The sequence below is a fragment of the Dysosmobacter acutus genome (assembly GCF_018919205.1).
Taxonomy (GTDB): Bacteria; Bacillota; Clostridia; order Oscillospirales; family Oscillospiraceae; genus Oscillibacter; species Oscillibacter acutus.
This window is the reverse complement of sequence record NZ_JAHLQN010000001.1, coordinates 1,049,602-1,068,663: the sequence shown is the minus strand read 5'-3', so window position 1 is coordinate 1,068,663 and position 19,062 is coordinate 1,049,602. Positions and strand designations below refer to the sequence as shown.

25 protein-coding genes are annotated in these 19,062 nt (G+C 61.0%); 11 read left to right on the top strand and 14 right to left on the bottom strand.

What is annotated here, in order from left to right:
- Nucleotides 1-131 precede the first annotated feature (131 nt).
- Both KQI82_RS05185 and KQI82_RS05180 read left to right on the top strand, forming a co-directional pair.
- Complete coding sequence (locus KQI82_RS05185; protein ID WP_216631819.1) at nt 132-869, top strand: ABC transporter ATP-binding protein; 738 nt, start codon at nt 132-134, stop codon at nt 867-869.
- Nucleotides 869-1,792: a SufB/SufD family protein gene (locus KQI82_RS05180; RefSeq protein ID WP_216631818.1), complete on the top strand. Its 924-nt coding sequence runs from the start codon at nt 869-871 to the stop codon at nt 1,790-1,792. Before KQI82_RS05185 ends, KQI82_RS05180 begins: the two co-directional genes overlap by 1 nt.
- Nucleotides 1,793-1,901: 109 nt before the next feature.
- Here KQI82_RS05180 and KQI82_RS05175 read toward each other — a convergent pair whose 3' ends face one another.
- The gene (locus KQI82_RS05175; RefSeq protein WP_216631817.1) at nt 1,902-2,111 is read right to left on the bottom strand and encodes a hypothetical protein; all 210 of its coding nucleotides are present in this window, start codon (nt 2,109-2,111) and stop codon (nt 1,902-1,904) included.
- Between the two features lie 45 nt (nt 2,112-2,156).
- The gene (locus KQI82_RS05170) at nt 2,157-2,378 is read right to left on the bottom strand and encodes a hypothetical protein (protein ID WP_216631816.1); all 222 of its coding nucleotides are present in this window, start codon (nt 2,376-2,378) and stop codon (nt 2,157-2,159) included.
- A gap of 145 nt (nt 2,379-2,523) precedes the next feature.
- On the opposite strand from KQI82_RS05170, the gene KQI82_RS05165 reads away from it, so the two are divergent.
- A complete protein-coding gene (locus tag KQI82_RS05165; RefSeq protein ID WP_216631815.1) occupies nt 2,524-3,678 on the top strand; it encodes a glycerate kinase family protein in 1,155 nt (384 codons plus the stop codon).
- An 88-nt stretch (nt 3,679-3,766) separates the two neighbouring features.
- Here the strand turns inward: KQI82_RS05165 and KQI82_RS05160 are convergent, their stop codons facing one another.
- Nucleotides 3,767-4,294 (bottom strand): GNAT family N-acetyltransferase, encoded by a 528-nt coding sequence (locus KQI82_RS05160; RefSeq protein ID WP_216631814.1) that lies wholly within the window; start codon nt 4,292-4,294, stop codon nt 3,767-3,769.
- A gap of 525 nt (nt 4,295-4,819) precedes the next feature.
- On the opposite strand from KQI82_RS05160, the gene epsC reads away from it, so the two are divergent.
- The 3 genes from epsC (at nt 4,820) to KQI82_RS05145 (ending at nt 7,593) form a co-directional block, all read left to right on the top strand.
- Nucleotides 4,820-5,467 (top strand): serine O-acetyltransferase EpsC, encoded by a 648-nt coding sequence (epsC, locus tag KQI82_RS05155; RefSeq protein WP_216631813.1) that lies wholly within the window; start codon nt 4,820-4,822, stop codon nt 5,465-5,467.
- 1 nt (nt 5,468) lies between these two features.
- A complete protein-coding gene (gene cysS / locus KQI82_RS05150) occupies nt 5,469-6,914 on the top strand; it encodes a cysteine--tRNA ligase (RefSeq protein ID WP_216631812.1) in 1,446 nt (481 codons plus the stop codon).
- Nucleotides 6,915-7,032: 118 nt separating this feature from the next.
- Nucleotides 7,033-7,593: a helix-turn-helix domain-containing protein gene (locus KQI82_RS05145; RefSeq protein WP_216631811.1), complete on the top strand. Its 561-nt coding sequence runs from the start codon at nt 7,033-7,035 to the stop codon at nt 7,591-7,593.
- 60 nt (nt 7,594-7,653) lie between these two features.
- Here KQI82_RS05145 and KQI82_RS05140 read toward each other — a convergent pair whose 3' ends face one another.
- Nucleotides 7,654-7,983: a helix-turn-helix domain-containing protein gene (locus KQI82_RS05140; protein WP_216631810.1), complete on the bottom strand. Its 330-nt coding sequence runs from the start codon at nt 7,981-7,983 to the stop codon at nt 7,654-7,656.
- Nucleotides 7,984-8,152: 169 nt separating this feature from the next.
- On the opposite strand from KQI82_RS05140, the gene KQI82_RS05135 reads away from it, so the two are divergent.
- A complete protein-coding gene (locus KQI82_RS05135) occupies nt 8,153-8,374 on the top strand; it encodes a hypothetical protein (RefSeq protein WP_216631809.1) in 222 nt (73 codons plus the stop codon).
- A gap of 147 nt (nt 8,375-8,521) precedes the next feature.
- Here KQI82_RS05135 and KQI82_RS05130 read toward each other — a convergent pair whose 3' ends face one another.
- The 3 genes from KQI82_RS05130 to KQI82_RS05120 all read right to left on the bottom strand — a co-directional run bounded on the left by KQI82_RS05130 (nt 8,522) and on the right by KQI82_RS05120 (nt 10,103).
- A complete protein-coding gene (locus KQI82_RS05130) occupies nt 8,522-8,887 on the bottom strand; it encodes a DUF1284 domain-containing protein (protein WP_216631808.1) in 366 nt (121 codons plus the stop codon).
- Nucleotides 8,877-9,434, bottom strand: coding sequence for a biotin transporter BioY (locus KQI82_RS05125; protein WP_216631807.1), 558 nt, complete (start codon nt 9,432-9,434; stop codon nt 8,877-8,879). The genes KQI82_RS05130 and KQI82_RS05125 overlap by 11 nt, the downstream gene beginning before the upstream one ends.
- A gap of 99 nt (nt 9,435-9,533) precedes the next feature.
- On the bottom strand, nt 9,534-10,103 hold the full coding sequence (locus tag KQI82_RS05120; protein ID WP_216631806.1) for a uracil-DNA glycosylase: 570 nt from the start codon (nt 10,101-10,103) through the stop codon (nt 9,534-9,536).
- 61 nt (nt 10,104-10,164) lie between these two features.
- Between KQI82_RS05120 and KQI82_RS05115 the strand changes: the two genes are divergently transcribed.
- Nucleotides 10,165-10,707, top strand: a complete 543-nt coding sequence (locus tag KQI82_RS05115; protein ID WP_216631805.1) for a putative ABC transporter permease — start codon at nt 10,165-10,167, stop codon at nt 10,705-10,707.
- On the opposite strand, the gene KQI82_RS05110 is transcribed toward KQI82_RS05115, so the two are convergent.
- A complete protein-coding gene (locus KQI82_RS05110) occupies nt 10,667-11,359 on the bottom strand; it encodes a hypothetical protein (RefSeq protein WP_216631804.1) in 693 nt (230 codons plus the stop codon). The two genes, KQI82_RS05115 and KQI82_RS05110, sit on opposite strands and share 41 nt — an antisense overlap.
- 43 nt (nt 11,360-11,402) lie before the next feature.
- Nucleotides 11,403-12,347, bottom strand: coding sequence for an alpha/beta hydrolase (locus KQI82_RS05105; protein ID WP_216631803.1), 945 nt, complete (start codon nt 12,345-12,347; stop codon nt 11,403-11,405).
- Nucleotides 12,348-12,577: 230 nt separating this feature from the next.
- Here KQI82_RS05105 and glpK point away from each other — a divergent pair, with 230 nt between their 5' ends.
- Together glpK and KQI82_RS05095 are read left to right on the top strand one after the other, a co-directional pair.
- Nucleotides 12,578-14,068: a glycerol kinase GlpK gene (glpK, locus tag KQI82_RS05100; protein ID WP_216631802.1), complete on the top strand. Its 1,491-nt coding sequence runs from the start codon at nt 12,578-12,580 to the stop codon at nt 14,066-14,068.
- Between the two features lie 109 nt (nt 14,069-14,177).
- The gene (locus KQI82_RS05095) at nt 14,178-14,594 is read left to right on the top strand and encodes a zinc ribbon domain-containing protein (protein ID WP_216631801.1); all 417 of its coding nucleotides are present in this window, start codon (nt 14,178-14,180) and stop codon (nt 14,592-14,594) included.
- A 248-nt stretch (nt 14,595-14,842) separates the two neighbouring features.
- Here KQI82_RS05095 and pgsA read toward each other — a convergent pair whose 3' ends face one another.
- The 3 genes from pgsA to KQI82_RS05080 are packed head-to-tail and all read right to left on the bottom strand — an operon-like array spanning nt 14,843 to nt 16,963.
- Nucleotides 14,843-15,364, bottom strand: coding sequence for a CDP-diacylglycerol--glycerol-3-phosphate 3-phosphatidyltransferase (pgsA, locus tag KQI82_RS05090; protein WP_216631800.1), 522 nt, complete (start codon nt 15,362-15,364; stop codon nt 14,843-14,845).
- A gap of 28 nt (nt 15,365-15,392) precedes the next feature.
- A complete protein-coding gene (rimO, locus tag KQI82_RS05085; protein WP_216631799.1) occupies nt 15,393-16,718 on the bottom strand; it encodes a 30S ribosomal protein S12 methylthiotransferase RimO in 1,326 nt (441 codons plus the stop codon).
- Complete coding sequence (locus KQI82_RS05080; protein ID WP_216631798.1) at nt 16,715-16,963, bottom strand: helix-turn-helix domain-containing protein; 249 nt, start codon at nt 16,961-16,963, stop codon at nt 16,715-16,717. Before KQI82_RS05080 ends, rimO begins: the two co-directional genes overlap by 4 nt.
- Nucleotides 16,964-17,042: 79 nt before the next feature.
- Here KQI82_RS05080 and KQI82_RS05075 point away from each other — a divergent pair, with 79 nt between their 5' ends.
- Entirely contained in the window at nt 17,043-17,297 is a 255-nt protein-coding gene (locus KQI82_RS05075) for a hypothetical protein (protein ID WP_216631797.1), read from the top strand.
- Nucleotides 17,298-17,331: 34 nt separating this feature from the next.
- Here KQI82_RS05075 and KQI82_RS05070 read toward each other — a convergent pair whose 3' ends face one another.
- Both KQI82_RS05070 and recA read right to left on the bottom strand, forming a co-directional pair.
- Nucleotides 17,332-17,952, bottom strand: coding sequence for a regulatory protein RecX (locus KQI82_RS05070; RefSeq protein ID WP_216631796.1), 621 nt, complete (start codon nt 17,950-17,952; stop codon nt 17,332-17,334).
- Nucleotides 17,942-19,051, bottom strand: coding sequence for a recombinase RecA (gene recA / locus KQI82_RS05065; RefSeq protein ID WP_216631795.1), 1,110 nt, complete (start codon nt 19,049-19,051; stop codon nt 17,942-17,944). The genes KQI82_RS05070 and recA overlap by 11 nt, the downstream gene beginning before the upstream one ends.
- Between the last annotated feature and the right edge of the window lie 11 nt (nt 19,052-19,062).

Sequence of the window (19,062 nt, the reverse complement as noted above, 5' to 3'; positions counted from 1 at the left end):
TTGCTTTTTTGGTAGAATACTGTATAGATACTCCGCGAATGCGGCGCAGCCAATTGCATTTTCCGGCCACATCTGGTAAAATAATATGATTCCGGCGGGTTTTCCCTGTTTGCGACAAAGGAGGTCAGCGTATGCTGGAACTGAACCATATCTGTTACTCCGTCCACGATCAGGATGGGGAACTTGGAATTTTAAAAGACATCTCCCTGACCATTGAGGACCACCGCCTGGTGGTGTTCACCGGACCCAACGGCGGCGGAAAGACCACCCTTGCCAAAGTCATCATGGGTCTGGTACAGCCCACCTCCGGCCAGATTCTCTGGAACGGGACCGACATCACAGCCCTGGGCATTACCGAGCGGGCGCGACTGGGCATCAGCTACGGCTTTCAGCAGCCGCCCCGGTTTAAGGGGCTGACGGTCCGCAAGCTGCTGACCCTGGCCTCCGGCAACGAGAAGCTGCCCAAGGAGCTCTGCTGTCAGTTTTTGACCAAGGTGGGTCTGTGCGCCAACGACTATCTGGACCGGGAGGTGGATGTGTCCCTCTCCGGCGGCGAGGTCAAGCGCATTGAAATCGCCACCATTCTGGCCCGGGACGCGGAGCTGATGATCTTCGACGAGCCGGAAGCGGGCATCGACCTTTGGAGCTTCTCCCGCCTGACGGAGACGTTTGAGCAGATTCACAGTGCCGGAACCGCCACCATGGTCATCATCTCCCATCAGGAGCGGATCATCTCCCTTGCCGACGAGGTCATCGTGGTGGGCGATGGCTCCATCTCCCACCGGGGCAGCGCCCAGGAGATTCTTCCCAAGATTTTGACCAGTACCATCGGGTCCTGCCCGGTGTTGACGAAAGAAGGTGCGCGCTGATGATGGAGAGCCAGGTGGACCGCAGCCTGCTGGAGAAGATCGCGGATCTGATCGGCAAGCCGGTGGGCGCGTTCAACATCCGCAAAGACTCCGGCTGCGACGGCCGGCAGAGCACCGAGCATATCCAGATCACCGGCAAGGAGGACAAGCCCGGCATTGACATCCGCATCAAGGCCGGCACCGTGGGCGAGACCTGCCACATTCCCGTCATCATCACCAAGCCCGGTATTGAGGAGATGGTGTACAACGACTTCTACATCGGTGAAAACTGTGATGTGGAGATTGTGGCCGGCTGCGGAATTCACAACTGCGGCGCGGAGACCTCCCGCCATGACGGAATTCACACCTTCTATGTGGGCAAGAACTCCAGGGTGCACTATACGGAAAAGCACTACGGTGACGGGGACGGCACCGGCGGGCGCATCATGAACCCCCAGACCGTGGTCTATTTGGAGGAGGGTGCCTCCATCCGGATGGATACCACCCAGATCCGTGGCATCGACTCCACCAAGCGGGACACAAAGATCGTCTGCGGCAAGGGCGCCGAGGCCGTCATCACCGAGCGGCTGCTGACCCACGGCGACCAAGTGGCCGAATCGGATATGGAGATCGTCCTGGACGGCGAGGATGCCAAGGGCCGGGTGATCTCCCGCTCCGTGGCCCAGGACCGCTCCAGCCAGGTCTTCTATCCCCGGATGGTGGGCAACGCCCAGTGCTTCGGCCACGTTCAGTGCGACTCCATCATCATGGGGAACGCCAAAATCCGCTCCATCCCGGCCATCACCGCCAACTGCACCGAGGCCCAGCTGATTCACGAGGCGGCCATCGGCAAGATTGCCGGCGACCAGCTTTTGAAGCTGGAGACCCTTGGCCTCACCGAGGAGGAGGCGGAGGACTGCATCCTGAAGGGTTTTTTGGCCTGAGCTTCCATTGCATAAAAAGCACCCGCGCTATGGCGCGGGTGCTTTTTGCCGTCTATCACCGGCCAGCAACAGTGCGCCGCTCAGCATTGCATGCTGAGCGGCGCATCGGTCACTTTGGCTTCTTTTTCAGGAGTAAAAACGCAACAAGCGAGAGTGCGGCGGAGACAAGCGCGCTCCCCAACACCGCAAGCGCGACTACATTGCTCAAATCCAGGAACCCACTTCCGCGCCCAAAAAGGGCGATGCAGGCGGAGAGCAGAAGAAGCGCTGCCGCCAGAATTGCAAACAGGATACCCGCAAGCTTGCACGCCAGATTCATAGAAATCCCTCCACTCCGTGTCCGTCTGTTGTCTCTGGGCGGCTCCTACTTCCTGCGATAGGCCTCGCGGCCGCAGATCACAACGCCCGCAATCAGCACCAGCAGGGAAATTACGAAAGGAATCAGCGTATCGGTGCCAAGAAAAGAGCCCAACAGCCCATCGATTCCATTGTAGTTCCAGGGGTTGCACAGGGCATGGACGAAACAGATGGCGGCGAACATAAGGCCGATGACTGCCAGCATCACGCCAAACACAAATTTTTTCATTTTCTTCAATTCCCTCCAGCTGTCAACTGTTTTTGCATTCCATGATACCATACCGCCGCCGGCCCTGCAACCGGTTTCGCGGCTTGACAGCTCCCTCCCCCGCCGCTACAATCAAGACAGGATTTTCCCTGAAAGGAGGCGCGCCATGAAACAGTTCCTTCTGGTCCCTGATTCCTTCAAAGGCTCCCTGTCTTCCATCCAGATCTGCCGTCTGGTGGAGGAGGAGCTCCGCTCCTGCGTCCCGGACGCCCGGGTGGTCAGCATCCCTGTGGCCGACGGCGGCGAGGGCAGTGTGGAGGCCTTTTTGTCCGCTTTGGGCGGCCGGCGGGTGGAAGCGCCCTGCCACGGGCCCTACATGGAGGAGCGGACCGGATTCTATGGTCTGCTGCCGGACGGCACCGCCGTGGTGGAGATGGCCGCGGCCGCGGGGCTTCCCCTGACAGGCGGACGCCTTCACCCGGACCAGACCACCACCTTTGGTGTGGGAGAGCTGATCGCGTCGGCCCTGGATCGGGGCGCCGGACGGCTGATCCTGGCCCTGGGCGGCAGCGCCACCAACGACGGCGGCTGCGGCGCCGCCGCCGCGTTGGGCGTTCGCTTTTTGGACGCCGCCGGGAAGGAGTATCTTCCCACCGGCGGCACACTGCACCGCCTGACCCACATCGACGTCAGCGGCCTCCTTCCCCGGCTGCGAACCATGGATGTGGTGGCCATGTGCGACATCGACAACACGCTCTGCGGCCCCGCCGGGGCAAGTTTCGTCTTCGGCCCGCAAAAAGGCGCGACTCCAGAGATCGCGGAGCGGCTGGACGCGGGGCTGCTCCATTTTTCACAGGTGGTCCGCCGGGATCTGGGTGTGGATGTGCTCCATCTGCCCGGAGGCGGTGCCGCCGGAGGCATGGGGGCGGGCGCGGTGGCCCTCCTTGGGGGCCGCCTGCAGATGGGCATTGAAACTGTTCTGGATGCGGTGCATTTTGATGAGCTGCTCCGGCAGGCGGACCTGGTCATCACCGGCGAGGGGCGGCTGGACCGCCAGAGTCTGCGGGGCAAGGTGGTCCTTGGCGTGGCCCGGCGGGCCAGGGCAGCCGGGGTGCCGGTGGCGGCGCTGGTGGGGTCCGCGGCCGGCGATGTGGACGAGGCCTATGACCAAGGGGTGACCGGTATCTTCCCCATCCACCGCCAGCCCATGGCCCTTGAGGAGGCCATGGCCCACAGCGAGGAGGGGCTGCGTCTCACCACCCGGAATCTCCTCCATTTTATTGCCGGGCTGGAGCGCCGCGGCCCGAAATACCCCGCCTGATCTTCCGATCCCTTTTCTCTCCGCCGGGACTGTTCACGTTTTCTTTTGCGGTGAAGGCCTCCGACGTCTTCCGGTGGAGGCCTTTGCTCTACTGCCCGATCCGCTTTTCCAGACACACAAGCTGTACATCCGGAATGCCGTTGAATACGCAGGGCACGATGTCCGCCTCCCAATAGCCCAGGCCGCGGTACAGCCTGCGGGCCGCGGCGTTCACCGCGTTGGTGTCCATGCGGAGATAGGGACAGCTGTGCTGGAGGGCATAGCGCTCATAGAACCGGACGAACTCCGTCCCATACCCCATCCCCGACCGCTCCGGGTCCACTACCAGCGTGTGCAGAACCATGATCTGCTCCTCCGGCGCGTCGGCATACCGCCATCTGGCATTTTTATACTCCGGGACCTGCCTTTGGTTGATCCGCGCGGCGGCGGCCACGGCTCCGTCCTCCTCCAGCACAAAGAGTTCTCCCGCCGCAAGGGCCTCCCGGGCCGTCTGCGCGGTGGGGTAAACGCCCCGAATCCAGCCCACCGACGCAAGTCCGGCCTCCTGCCGCTCCAGAATCCGGTGATAGATTTTTTCAATGGGGCCGATGTCTGCCTCTCTTCCCGCTCGTATCATGGAACCGCTCCCTTCTCCTGTAAGTTACCCTTAGCTTATCACACCGCCCGCCCCGGGGCAACCATGATCCGGCGCATTTGCAACATCGCGGGCGAATGAAAAATCCCTTGACACGCGCCGCAAAGGCTGATAATATACTGAGTACAAATGTGCGATGAGCGGAAAGAGTAGCATCCGTCCAAAGGGCAGAGAGGGCGCGTCAGCGGCTGGAAGCGCGCCTACGGCGGAGGGTGTGAAGTGCATCCGGGAGCACGGGGCGTAATGGCCCCCGGCGGAGCCGCCGTTACCGGGCTGTCCGGCTGTTTGGCCGGCGTGAGCAAAATGCAAGAGTGGAACCGCGTCTTTCGACGTCTCTTGTACCCTGACGGGTATGAGGGGCGTTTTTATTTTGACCCGCATAGGCTGAGCTGTCTTCCCTGCGGATACAGCCGCCTCCGGGCAGGGAGGCACTTATGACTTTTTTCGCACTCCTTCGATGTTGCCGCGCATCCCGCCGACATCTGATTGAATAAAGGAGATCTTAACTTGAATCGTCTCAATGAATTATTGTCCGCTTATCAGCGCCGGGACCCCGCGGCCCGGAGCAAGATAGAGATTTTTTTGCTCTACCCCGGCGTAAAAGCCGTCTTATACCACCGCCTGGCCCACTATCTCTATGTGCGCCGCCGTTTTTTCCTGGCCCGCTGGGTCTCTCAGCGGAGCCGCAAGAAGACCGGCATTGAAATCCATCCCGGCGCCCGGATCGGCCGCCGCCTTGTCATTGACCATGGCATGGGCATCGTCATCGGCGAGACCACGGAAATCGGCGACGATGTGCTGCTCTATCAGTGCGTAACCCTGGGCGGCACGGGAAAGGATAAGGGAAAACGCCATCCCACCATCGGCAACAATGTGATGATCGGCTCCGGCGCCAAGGTGTTAGGCCCCTTCAAGGTGGGCGACAACGCCCGCATCGCCGCCAACGCCGTGGTCCTTGATGAGGTGCCGCCGGACTGCACCGCAGTGGGCGTACCCGCCCAGATCGCCCGTGGCCGTGGTGAACCCGTCCGCTTCACAGACGAAGTGGACCAGATCCATGTGGACAATCCGGTGCATCAGGAGCTGTGCGCCCTGACCGCCCGTATCGAAGAGCTGGAACAAGAACTGAAAAACTCAAAGGAAAGGACTGCCTGATATGCATCTGTACAACTCCGCTTCCCACAAAAAAGAGGAATTCGTCCCCAACCACCCGGACATCGTAAAGATGTACACCTGCGGCCCCACGGTCTACCACTTTGCCCACATCGGCAACCTGCGCTCCTATATCATGGAGGATGTGCTGGAAAAATACCTGCGCTATGCGGGCTACAATGTGAAGCGGGTGATGAACATCACCGACGTGGGGCACCTAACCTCCGACGCGGATTCGGGCGAGGACAAGATGCTCAAGGGCGCCAGGCGGGAACACAAGACCGTCATGGAGATCGCCCAGTTTTACACCGACGCCTTTTTCGAGGACTGCCGCCGCTTAAACATCAAGCGCCCCGACGTGGTGGAGCCCGCCACAGCCTGCATCGGCGAGTATATCAAGATCATCTCCCGGCTGCTGGAGACCGGCTATGCCTATCGCGCCGGCGGCAATGTGTATTTTGACACCTCCAGGCTGGAGAAGTATTATATCTTCAACGACCACGACGCAGACGATCTGGCCGTGGGCGTCCGCGAGGGTGTGGAAGAGGACACAAACAAGCGCAACAAAAACGATTTTGTCCTCTGGTTCACCCAATCCAAATTTGAGGACCAGGCCCTCAAGTGGGACTCCCCCTGGGGCGTCGGCTATCCCGGCTGGCACATCGAGTGCTCCGGCATCTCCATGAAGCACCTTGGCGAGGACCTGGATATCCACTGCGGCGGCATTGACAACGCCTTCCCCCACCACACCAATGAAATCGCCCAATCCGAGGCCTATTTGGGCCACAAGTGGTGCAACTACTGGATGCATGTGCTGCATCTGAACACCACCTCCGGCAAGATGAGCAAATCCAAGGGCGAGTTTCTCACCGTGTCGCTGCTGGAGGAAAAGGGCTACGATCCCCTGGCCTACCGGCTGTTCTGCCTCCAGAGCCACTACCGCAAGTCCCTGGTGTTCTCCTGGGAGAACTTGGACAACGCCGCCGGGGCCTATGGGAAGCTCATCGGCCGCGTCGCCGCCCTGAAAGACAGCGGCGCCGCCGTGGACGAGGAATCCGCCAGGGCGGCGCGGGAAAAATTCAAGGCCGCCCTGGACAACGACCTGAACACCTCCCTGGCCGTCACCGCCCTCTACGACGTGCTCAAGTGCCAGACCAATGATGAGACCAAGCTCCATCTCCTGGGCGAATTCGACCAGGTCTTAGGGCTGAGCCTGCTGGAGAAGGCCGCAGAAAAGCGCAGGGCTGAGGAGTCCTCCGCCAAGTCCGCCGCCGGCGGCTTTCTCATCCAGGGCGAGGGAGACCCGGAGATCGACGCGCTGGTGCTGCAGAGGGCTGAGGCGAAAAAGGCCAGGAACTTTGCGGAGGCCGACCGCATCCGCGACGAATTGAACCAGCAGGGTATTGAGATCACCGACCTTCCCGGCGGCGCCAAGTGGAAGCGGAGCTGACGCGGCAAATAAAGCCTCCTCTGGAGTATTCCAGAGGAGGCTTTTTCTTGACATGATTTTACAAAAAGCGTACTATAATGATAATTTTCGATATTATATCAATCAAAGTAGGTGCATTATGGCAGAGATCAACGAATTTGTGGCGGAAAATGTCAAGCGGCTGCGAAAGATACAGAAGATGAGTCTGGAGCGCACCGCCCGGGAGTCCGGCGTATCGAAAAGCATGCTGGGCCAGATCGAGCGAGGCGAGGCCAACCCTTCGGTGGCCACCCTGGGCAAGATCGCCGGTGCGCTGAAGGTCTCCGTGGAACAGTTGGTGGAGAGCCGGGAGAGCAAAGAGGTGCTGCTTGCGCCGGAGATAGAACGAAAGCCGATCCGGCTGGACGGCGGTAAGGTGGTCCAGCGGCCCATCTTCTACTTTGACGAGCGCTCCCGACTGGAGAGCAGCCACGTGGACATCTTCATCAGCGGGTGCTTTGCGCCGGAGCCCCGGGTGCCCGGCTGCACCGCCTATCTGACCGTGCTGTCCGGCACGGCCGAGGTGACGGTGGGCGGGGAGCTCTGCCGGCTGATGGAATGGGACGCCATCCGCTTTGACGCCGATCAACCCTTTCAGGTGGAAAACCGGAGCAACGCCACCGTACGCATGCATCTGCTGTACCAGTACCGGAAGCTCTGACCCTCTACTAAGGAGCCGGTACAGCAATAAGCCGCGGGAAACAGCCTGTTTCCCACGACTTTATTTTTCCTTTTCCAGACAGTTGCGCACAAATACCGTTAAAATGGCCTCCGCGTCCTGACGCTGCCGGGGCGTCAGCTGGCCCATCAACTCCTCCAGCCGGGAATCTGACAGATCGCTCTGCGCCAGCAGGATGGAATTGGGACTTACTTCCAGAATCTCACACAGCGACAGCAGTGTCTGCACAGACAGTCCGGCTTTTCCTCGTTCAATCTGGCTGAGGAATTTCTCCCCGATGTTGGCCTGGGCGGATACATAGTCCTGGGTGTAGTGCTTTGCCTTTCGCGCCTGCTTCAGCCTGCTGCCGATCAGCTTTGTATCATAGGTCATCCGGTTTCCTCCTGTCTGCGTCTCCCCCTTTATAGTATCCATTTCAATTCGGAACAATAACCATTTTAAAACTTGAGACAGAAGATTAAAACTTGACTTTTTTGGAGAAAAAGCTCATAATATGTTAAAATGTTTGACCTGTGCAACTGTAATTTTATGGGAGGATACCATGGATTTGCTGGAATACCTTGCGCGCAGCAATCACTGCCTGATTTCGGACCTGCGGTATCGGGATCCGGGCACCATCCGCATCGATCCGGTGCTGGAGCGGTCTGATTTTCCCCTGAACCAGTGGAACGACCTGCTGCAGTATTTGTTTGGCAACGCCCCCCACTTTCAAAGCTGCGAGGAGGCCAAGGCCTACCTTGCCTCCCACGTGCCCAAAAAATGACCGGACTGCCGGCGTCCGCATGATTCCGGATAATAAAAAAGCGGCTGCATTGCAGCCGCTTTTTTATTTCCTATCGATGCGCGCCCGACGGTTCAAACCCAGCTGCGGCGGCACATTATATGCCGCAAAGCAGCCCAAAGAGCCGTCTCATATCTGTTTTGACCCGCATACATGTGCCCACTGGCAGTCGCCGCAGACCTGGCTCAGCTTTCCCTCCGCCAAAATCCTGCGGCGGACCAGCTTGGAAAACCGGCCCCAAGTCAGCGTCTCACCCGGTGACAATCCGCACAGCTCCAGTACCGTCCGGTCGTACCGGGCGGCGTCGGGACAGCCGGTGCCGCTGTTGGGACAGAAGGCGCAGATCACATCCTCCCCCGCGGTGAGGTATACCAACGCATCCTCCGTCAGTTCCCCATGGACTTGGGCCATGTGGGCGGTAAACCCCTTGCTGTACCCCTTCCCCTCAAAAAACCGGAGGCACAGGGCGTGGTGGGGCCGCAGCTCATTTGACATGGCGGCCCAGCCGGCGGCTCAGCCACAGAGCCAGCGCGATCTTGCACAGGTCCGGCACAATGAAGGGGATCACGCACCAGCCCAGGGCGGCCGTCAGCCCCACCGGCCCGGAGGTTCTGGCGTAGACCTGCATAAACCAAAGCGTGCCAGAGGCATAGCAGACCGCAAGGCCCAGCACCATGGCGGCGGCCTGGACAGCCGTCTTTGTACCGAACCGGGCGGTGATGGCCCAATAGAGCAGCGCGGAACCTAAAAAGCCAAGGATGTATCCGCCGGTGGTGCTCATCAGAATTCCAATTCCCCCGCTGAAGCCCGCGAACACCGGGATTCCCACAGCGCCCAACAGGATGTACACCAGCACAGCCAGCGTTCCCCGCCTGCCCCCCAACAGCCCCACCGAGGCAAACACGGCAAAGGTCTGGAGGGTAAAGGGCACGGTGGTGGGAATGGCAATCCAGGAACAGACGGCAATCAGCACGGCGAACACCGCGATATAGGCCATATCGCGGGTACTCCACTTCGGTTTTTCCACAGCGACAGCAGACATGTCTTTCAACTCCCTTTTTGATCTGAAAGGAGTATACCACCTGCCCACCCCATTGTCAACCTATTTAAAATAAATAGTTAACATCTTGGCTGTCAACCGTTACACCGCCGTCCGCTGGCAGACCTGACGAATTTTTGCCTGAATCGCCTTCAGGTCCTCAAAGGTGTCGGGCCGCTTAGACGGGTCCCGCAGCAGCGCGGAGGGATGGTAGAGGGCGGTCAGATACACGCCGTTTTTCTCAAACCACTGGCCGTGTTCCCGGGTGATCTTAAAATCCGGCTTGATGAGTTCCGCTGCGGCGATGCGCCCCAGGCAGACCACGATCTTCGGCCTGAGCAGGGCGGTCTGGCGGCGCAGCCAGCCAAGGCACGCGGCCTGCTCCACATTCATGGGGTCCCGGTTCTCCGGCGGGCGACACTTGACGGTGTTGGTGATGTAGACCTTGGTGCGGTCCAGGTGGATCATGGCCAGCATGTCGTCCAACAGCTTGCCGGCCTTGCCCACAAAGGGCAGGCCCTGCTCATCTTCGTTGGCGCCTGGTCCCTCACCCACCAAAAGGACTTCCGCGCTCTCGCTGCCGTCGCCGAATACCACGTGACTGCGGCCGGCGGACAGGGCGCAGGCCTGACAGGCGAGGCATTCCTTTTTCAAATCATTCCAATTGTCCATTTCTCACTCCGCTCCGCATGTTCGCCCCCGCTCCGGGCACAATAGGCCGGGAGGGAACTGCATGCCGTTTTTCTGGTATTTTCTCATATATAGTCTCTTGGGCTACGGCCTGGAAAAAGTGTTTGCCAAAGCCACCCACGCGAAAAAGCAAAACCGGAAAGGGTTTTTGCTGCTGCCGCTGTGTCCCGTCTACGGACTGGGCATGGCGGCGGTGCTGTCGCTGCCCGAAGAGCTGATCCGCTCGCCCTACCATCTCTTCTTCTGGGGAACGCTCACCGCCACGGCGGTGGAATACGCCGTCCACTGGTTCTACGACACAGTTTTCGGCGTCTGTTTCTGGGACTATTCCGGCACCTTTGGAACTATAAGGGGCCGGGTCTGCGTCCCCTTTTCCCTGATCTGGGGCGTCCTCACCACAGTGGCCGTGGTCTTTCTCCAGCCCTTCATTCAGATTGTGGCCTTTCGCATTCCGGACTGGGCCACCTATGGGGCCCTGCTCCTTTTGACGGCGGACCTCGTCTTCTCGGCGCGGCTTTTATCCCTCTATCACGACACGGAGATGCTCAATGTTCATCGGCTGTATTCCGTTTCCCGGCAGCTGTGAGACGGCGCTTGTAGGCGCACAGCTGCTCCTGGCACTGGCTGCATTTGAGCGAGTCGTTGCTGCTTTCAAAAAAACGCTCCGGACTGCGGTGGTAGACGATCTCCCAGCGCAGGAAGATCACCGCCGCCAACGCGCAGGCGGACCAGGTGTAGAAGCTGCGGATGGCCAGCAGGGGCGTGCACAGCATCAGATAGTCCCAGTTGTAGATCCGGCAGGTGGTGCAGCAGCGGTTGTGCATCATCCAGGACTGGAACGGACAGTAAAAGAGGATGCAGACGATGTCGCACACACCGTAAAATCCGGCCAGGCACAGAAGCACCCTCTCGTCGTACCACTTCAGGGCATAGCCAAGGAAAAAGAGGATGTTCACCCCCGTCCAGGTGAGCAGCACCCACCACGCGCCCCGGTTCGCCTGACGGATCTCCGACGGCTCCGGCGCCCTGCCCGTGGGGCGGCAGCGGGCGGCAAACTCCTTCTGGCATCCCATGCTCTCGATTTTTGAGGGGAACAGCCGGAAGGCCATGGAGGCCATCAGCGCCAGCCACAGCACGCTCAGGAAAGAAAAATGTCCCAATCCGGCGTACAGGTCCTCTTGCAGGGCGTAATCCGCCCCATAGACGATCAATGCGCCGAACGCCGCTATCCGTGCCATCAGGCAGACTACATAATATTGCCGTGTACGCCGCTTTGTCATGCTATCCCATCCTTATTTTGTCTATGTTGTTCTTCAGCCACCGGAGGATGTCCCCGTAAACGTCCTCCCGGCAGGATTCATTGAGAATCTCGTGGCGCAGCCCCGGATAGAGCTTCAGCTCCACCTGACGCACCCCCGCGCGGCGAAAGCTCTCATAGGCCCGGCGCACTCCCCTGCCGCACTCCCCCACCGGGTCCTTCTCTCCGGAGAGAAACAAAATGGGGGTATTCATGTTCATCCGCCTCAGGTTGTCCCGGTCGGTGATGAAGCGGATGCCGCCCAGCATCTCCCGGAACAGTCCCACGGTGGCGTTGCCGCCGCAAAGCTCATCGGCGATGTAGGCGTCCACGTTCTCCTCGTTCACGGAGAGCCAGTCATACTCCGTCCGGTTGGGCGCAAAAACCTTGTTGTAGGCGCCGAAAGCCAGTTTTTCCACCACAGGGCTCATCTTGTCCCAGCCCACCCGGCGCCCTTCCGCGGCGGCAACGGCACGTCCCGCGGCCACCATGGGCGGCACCATCTGGCCGGTGCCCATCACAATGGCCCCATCCACGGTCCCGGGGTATCGGATCAGGTAGGTGCGGGCCAGAAAAGAGCCCATGGAGTGTCCCAAGAGAAAGTAGGGCAGGCCCGGAAAGCGCTTTTTCTCCATCCCGTAGAGGGTGTAGAGGTCGTCCACCACGCTCTGCCAGCTGCCCTTTGGCCCAAAGTACAGCCGGGGTCCGCCCGGTTCCACGGAAAGCCCGTGGCCCAGGTGGTCGTTGCCCGCCACCGCGATCCCCCCCTCCGTCAAAAACCGGACAAAGGGCTCATACCGTTCGATATACTCCGCCACGCCGTGGGAAATCTGCAGCACGCCGGTGATCTCTCCCTCGGGCAGCCACTCCACCGCGTGGATTTGGGCGGTCCCATTCCGGGAGGGGTAGGTGAATTCACGTTTTGTCATGGAAAATCAAGCCTCCCTGTGTTACAATAGCCGCAAAGGGCCGTCATTGTGTCGGTTCCATGGCCGCAACGCGGCTATGACGCCACAGGCGCCGTGCCGCCGCGGCATCTTCATAAAATCGGGCATCGTTGCTGTATGCGGTCATTATACCACAAATCTCCCGTGGAGGAAACCGTGGCTTACACGCTTTTGCGGCGGCCGCGCAGCCGAAGGAAAGGCAAGGTGATTTTTTGGACTACATCCTGTCCCTGGACCAGGGGACCACCAGTTCCCGGGCAATTCTCTTTGACCGGCGGGGGGAGATTGTCTCCAAGGCCCAATATCCCTTTCACCAGATCTACCCCCAGCCCGGCTGGGTGGAGCACAACCCCCTGGAAATCTGGGTCACGGAGCGCCGGGCCATGGCGGAGGCCGTCCGCTCGGCCCATGTGGACCCCCACGGCATCGCCGGCATCGGCATCACCAATCAGCGGGAGACCACCATCCTCTGGGACCGCAAAACCGGTAAGCCGGTTTACAACGCCATCGTCTGGCAGTGCCGCCGCACCGCCGCGCTGTGCGACCAGCTGAAGGCCCAGGGGCTGGCTGAACAGGTGGCGGAGACCACGGGGCTGCTCATTGACGCCTATTTCTCCGGCACCAAGATCAAATGGATCTTAGACGCCATCCCCGGCGCCAGGGCCCGGGCGGAGCGCGGGGAGCTTCTCTGCGGCACGGTGGACTCATGGCTGATCTGGAATCTGACGGGAGAGCACGTCACCGACTACTCCAACGCCTCCCGCACCATGCTCTTCGACATCCGAAATCTCCGCTGGGACGAGTCGCTGTGCCATGCGCTTGGCATTCCCATGGCCATGCTCCCCCGTCCGGTGGACTCCTGCCAGTGCTACGGCAGGGTCAAGTCCGGCCTTGCGGAGCTGGAGGACTTTGCCGGCATTCCCGTCTGCGGCAGCGCGGGCGACCAGGCCGCGGCGCTGTTCGGCCAGGGCTGCTTCCAGTCCGGCCAGGCAAAAAATACATACGGCACGGGCTGCTTTACCCTGATGAACGTGGGGAGCACCCCGGTGCGCTCCCGGGCGGGCCTCGTGACCTCCGTGGCCTGGAGCATCGGCGGCAAAACCACCTATGCCCTGGAGGGCAGCGTGTTCAACGCGGGTAGCACCATCCAGTGGCTGCGGGACGAGTTGGGGCTTATCTCCAGCGCGCCGGAGTGCGACCGGTTGGCGGAGAGCGTACGGGACAGCGGCGGCGTCTTTGTGGTGCCGGCCTTTACCGGGCTTGGCGCGCCCTACTGGGATATGTACGCACGGGGCGCCATGGTGGGCCTTACCCGGGGCACCACAAAGGCCAACATCGCCCGGGCCGTACTGGACTCCATCGCCTATCAGGTGACGGACCTGCTCTCCGCCATGCGCCAGGACCTGCCCGTCACCTGCCTGCGGGTGGACGGCGGCGCCTCGGTCAGCGACATTCTGATGCAGACCCAGGCGGATCTGCTGCGCATCCCCGTGGATCGGCCCGCCATGGTGGAGACCACTGCCTTTGGCGCGGCGGCTTTGGCCGGGCTGGCCTCCGGGCTCTGGCGGGACCAGGAGGAGGTCTCCTTGCTGCGCCGCAGCCAGCACGTGTTCCTTCCCCAGCGGGAGCAGGCCGCCTGCGAGGAGGACTACCGCCAGTGGAAGCGGGCCGTGGCCCGGGCGGGCAACTGGATTGAGAAGTAGAAAAATTTACAAATTCGCAATTGCACTGCGTGGACGGGTATGCTATCATGAAGCATATCAAGAGCGCCGGAGGTTTATAAAAACCGCGGCTTGAAAGGAGTTTCACGGTATGGCATTTTTTAATGAGTTGGGTAAAAAGGCCCAGGAAGTCGCCGCAGTTGCCACAGAAAAGGCCAAGGTAGCCGCTTCTGTCGCCGGAGAAAAAGCCCAGGCCGCCGCAGAGCTGGCCAGAATCAACATGGCCATTGTCAGCGAGCAGCGCGAGATCGAAAAGAACTACAAGACCATCGGCGAATGGTTTGTCTCTGAATACGACGGCGAGGTGCCCGACGCGGTGAAGGATCTGGTGGACACCATTGAGGAGTCCAAGAGAAAAATCGCCGAGCTGGAGTCCAGCAAGCCCCAGAAGCAGGAGGATCCGGAAGAGGAGGTCCCCGCGCCTTCGGACATGAAGGTCTGCCCCATCTGCGGAGCAGCCTCCGACAGCAAGTTCTGCCCCCAGTGCGGCGCGCCCATGGGCGAGTAAGCAGGGACACAAAAAAGCCGGCCAAATCCGTTGGATTTGGCCGGCTTTTTCTATTCAGAAAGCGCTCTCCACACTCTTCCGCGCTCCGCCGGCTTTGAATCGTTGGCGACCCGGTCAACCCCTTTTCATTCGCCGCAGAGCTTCAGCAGTTCTCATGCAGATCCCTCGGATTGCCAAGGAAGTGGTCTGGGACCGCATAGGGGATGTTGTGGGCTGCAAGCACCCTGGTCAGGTCCTCTTTCTGTTGGTCACATGCTCCGGAACACGTCTTTGTTCTTGCAGAAGTACTCCACGCCGGAGTACAGCGTGGTCAGCACGATCACCCACACGCAGATCGTATTTGCCACCGCCGGGATAGGCAGGAACATCAGCACAATGCAGACCATGGTGGCGGCGGTCTTCACCTTTCCGGACCACCCCGCGGCGATGACCCGCCCCTCGTCGGAGGCCAGCATTCTCAGTCCGCTGACGGCGAATTCCCGGACGATCACGATCAGCAGCGCCCAGGCGGGCATCTGCCGGTTCTCCACAAACCACAGCATGGCGGCCACCACCAGCATCTTGTCCGCCAGCGGATCGGCAAATTTGCCAAAGTCCGTCACCAGGTTGTACTTCCGGGCGATCTTTCCGTCCAGCAGGTCCGTCAGGCTGGCCGCAATAAAGATGGCCAGAGCCACATAGGGCGCGCCGGGGAATCCCCAGTAGAGCACCGCCATAAAGACGGGGATCAGTAAAATGCGCAGCAGCGTCAGCTTATTGGGTAAGTTCATGTTCCACTCTCTCCTTTTTGTAGGCGCACTACCGTTCTTCCATCTCGCCGGTCAGCTCGCCGTCCATGACGCCGGTGAGGCGCACGGTGACAAATTCGCCGATCTGCGGATCCCTATCCGCAGTGAAGTAGATGCGGCCGTCGATATCCGGCGACTCGGCATAGCTGCGGCCGAAGAACATCTGAGCCTGGCCGTCGAATCCCTCGCACAGCACCTCCCGGCTCCGGCCCAGGACGGAGGCATTGTAGCCATCGATGATGTCGGACTGGACGTCCACCACCAGTTCCGCCCGGCGGACCGCCTCCTCCGTGGGCACGTGGTCCATGGCCGCGGCCCTGGTGCCCTCCTCCGGGGAGAAGGGGAACACGCCCGCCCGCTCGATCTTCACTTTGCGCAAGAATTCACACAGCTCCTCAAAGGCCTCCGGCGTCTCATAGGGAAGGCCGGTGATGAGGCTGGTGCGCAGCACCAGACCGGGAATCCGCTCCCGCAGCGTTTTCAGCAGCGCCAGAAGCTCCGCCTTGGTGTCCCGGCGGTTCATGGCCTTGAGGATCGTGTCATTGCAGTGCTGGATGGGCAGGTCGATGTAGGGCAGCACCTTCTCCTCCTCCGCCACGGTGTCGATCAGCTCGTCGGTGATCTCGTCGGGATAGAGGTAGTGGAGGCGGATCCAGTGGAAGGGCAGCCTGGCAAGCTCCCGCAGCAGCCGGGCCAGGGCATGGTCACCGTAGAGGTCCGTGCCGTAGCGGGTGATGTCCTGGGCAATGACGATCAGCTCCTTCACCCCCGCGTCCGCCAGCCCGGCCGCCTCAGTAAGCAGCTCCTCCATGGGACGGCTGCGGTACTTGCCCCTGAGGGAGGGGATGACGCAGTAGGCGCAGTGGTTGTCGCAGCCCTCGGCGATGCGCAGATACGCATACCAGGGCGGCGTGGACAGGATGCGCTCTCCGCCCTGCTCCGCCGCATGGATGCTTCCAAAGCGGCTGGGCCGCTGACCGGCCATGGCCTGCTCCACGGCGGAGACGATCTCCGTATAGCTCCCCGTGCCCAGGATGCCGTCCACCTCCGGCAGCTCCTCCAACACATCGCCCTTGTAGCGCTGGGCCATGCAGCCCGTGACCAGGATTTTTTGAATCCGGCCGGCGCGCTTGAGCTCAGCCATCTGCAAAATGTTGTCAATGGCCTCCTCGTTGGCGCTGCTCAAAAAGCCGCAGGTGTTGACCACCACCACATCCGCGCCGTCCGGCTCCGCCTGGACATGGTGGCCCGAGCGCTCCACCAGGGCCATCATCTGTTCGCAGTTGACCTGGTTTTTGGCACAGCCAAGGGAGATGAATGCAACGTTGTAACTCAAAGTGATGTCCCTTCCTTTCCCCGCCAGGTGGGGTCGTCGGTGATGCCCACCAGGTAGTCTGTGGACACATGGAAATACTCCGCCAGGAGCACCAACTTTTCAATGGTGGTGCTCCTGCCGCCGCTCTCCAGCATGCTGATGGATTTGTGGGTCAGTCCCAAAACCTCCCCCAACTCCTGCTGGCTGAGATGCGCTGCCTTGCGCAGCTGGTGGACCCGTTCGTTTAGCAAAAGTGTTGTTTGCATAAAAAACACCTCTTGGCTTATTCCTTTAAGCGGAGCATTCTCCACTTAAAGGAATAATAAAATACATGGGGGCATTTTGATGTTTGACTTTCTCTCTTCCATCTACTACGACGAACCGCTGGGCCTGCAGGGCAAGACGCCCATGGCGCCGCCCTATACGCCCCAGGAGCGGGCCATCCGCGATCAGCTGGAGTCTCTTGGCCCAAAGGAGGCGGCCAGGCTCCAGGACGACATCCATATACTGGCCCAGGAGTACCGGAACAGGGCCTTCCAGGCCGGGGCAGAATTCGGCGCCAATCTGACGCTTCAGCTTTTTGACGGCATCCAGCCGTGAAAAAGCCGTCGCCCGGGCCGTCCTTAAGCCCGGATCACTCCTCTTCTATCTCCGCGCCCAGCCGAACGAAGGCGGAGCGGACCTGGTCCCAGGAGTAGCCCCGGCGCACCAGGGCGTCGGAGAGCCGCTTCTTCTCCCTCTCGTCCGGCGCCTGCCCGCGGAGCTTCTGGTGCAAAAAAGCGTCGATCTGCTCCTCCTCTGGCGGAGCCTCCTCCAGGGCGGCGTCCCACAGCTCGCGGGGCACGCCCTTTTCATAGAGCTTGTCGCGCAGGCGGCTGGGGCCGTACCCCATGGCGGCGTAATGGCGCACGACCATGGCCGCGTAAGCGCCGTCGTCCATGGCGCCTATTGCCTCCAGCCACTCGGCGGCATAGCGGGCTTCCGCCTCCGTGGCGCCCTTTTCCCGGAGCTTGCGCATCAGGTCCCGGCGGGACATGGCCCGGCTGCCGATGAGCTCGGCGGCGCGGGCCTTTGCGTCGGATACGCCCGCCGAGCGGCGCAGGGCGGAAAGCTCTTCTTCCGTCAGCTCCCGGCCCGCCCGCAGGTCAAATTCCAGCAGCTCCTGCTCCGTGGCCTTCAGCAGCTCGCCGCCCTCCAAAAACAGCAGGATGCGGCCCTTTTTATGCCTGGACCGCTCCAGCCGCTCAATCCTCATCGTTGAATTCTTCGGCGGACACATCCACCGCACGGCCCGCCGCCCTGGCAGCGATCCGTGCCTGGTTGCTCATCAGTTTCGGGAAGTCCCTGCGGATATCCGCCTCCAGTTTCTCCGCCACCTCGGGGTTTTCCTTCAGGTAGTTTTTGGCCGAGTCCCGGCCCTGGCCGATGCGGGTCTCCCCCATGGAGAACCAGGAGCCGCTCTTTTGCAGCAGATCCAATTTCACGCCCAAATCCACCAGCTCCCCCTCCCGGGAGATGCCCTCGCCGTACATAATGTCGAACTCCGCCTCCCGGAAAGGCGGCGCCACTTTGTTCTTCACCACCTTGGCGCGGGTGCGGTTGCCGATGAGCTCGCTGCCGTTTTTCAGCGCCTCGATCCGGCGCACGTCGATACGGACGCTGGAGTAGAATTTTAAGGCCCGGCCGCCGGTGGTAACCTCCGGATTGCCGTACATCACGCCCACCTTTTCGCGCAGCTGGTTGATGAAGATCACGACGCAGTTGGTCTTTCCGATGGCACCGGTGAGCTTGCGCAGGGCCTGGCTCATCAGCCGGGCCTGGAGGCCCACATAGCTGTCGCCCATCTCTCCCTCGATTTCAGCCCGGGGCACCAGAGCGGCCACAGAGTCCACCACCACCACGTCGATGGCACCGGAGCGCACCAGGGCCTCGGTGATCTCCAGGGCCTGCTCGCCGGTATCCGGCTGGGAGATCAGCATGTCCTCGATGCTGACGCCAAGGGCCCTTGCGTAGGTGGGGTCCAGGGCGTGCTCAGCGTCCACAAAGGCCACCTCTCCGCCCCTTTTCTGGGCCTGGGCCAGGATGTGCAGGGCCAGGGTGGTCTTACCGGAGGATTCGGGACCGTAGATCTCCACAATGCGGCCCTTGGGAATGCCGCCGATGCCCAGCGCCACATCCAGGGCCAATGAGCCGGTGGGGATGAAGTCCACGTTGACGTTCATGTTGTCCCCCAGGCGCATGATGGACCCCTTGCCGTACATCCGCTCGATCTGGGCCATCGCCGTGTCAATGGCCTGCTTCTTATCCGACGCGGCCACCGCAGCGGCCGTCTTGGTCATCTTTTTCTCTGCCATTTCTTTTCCTC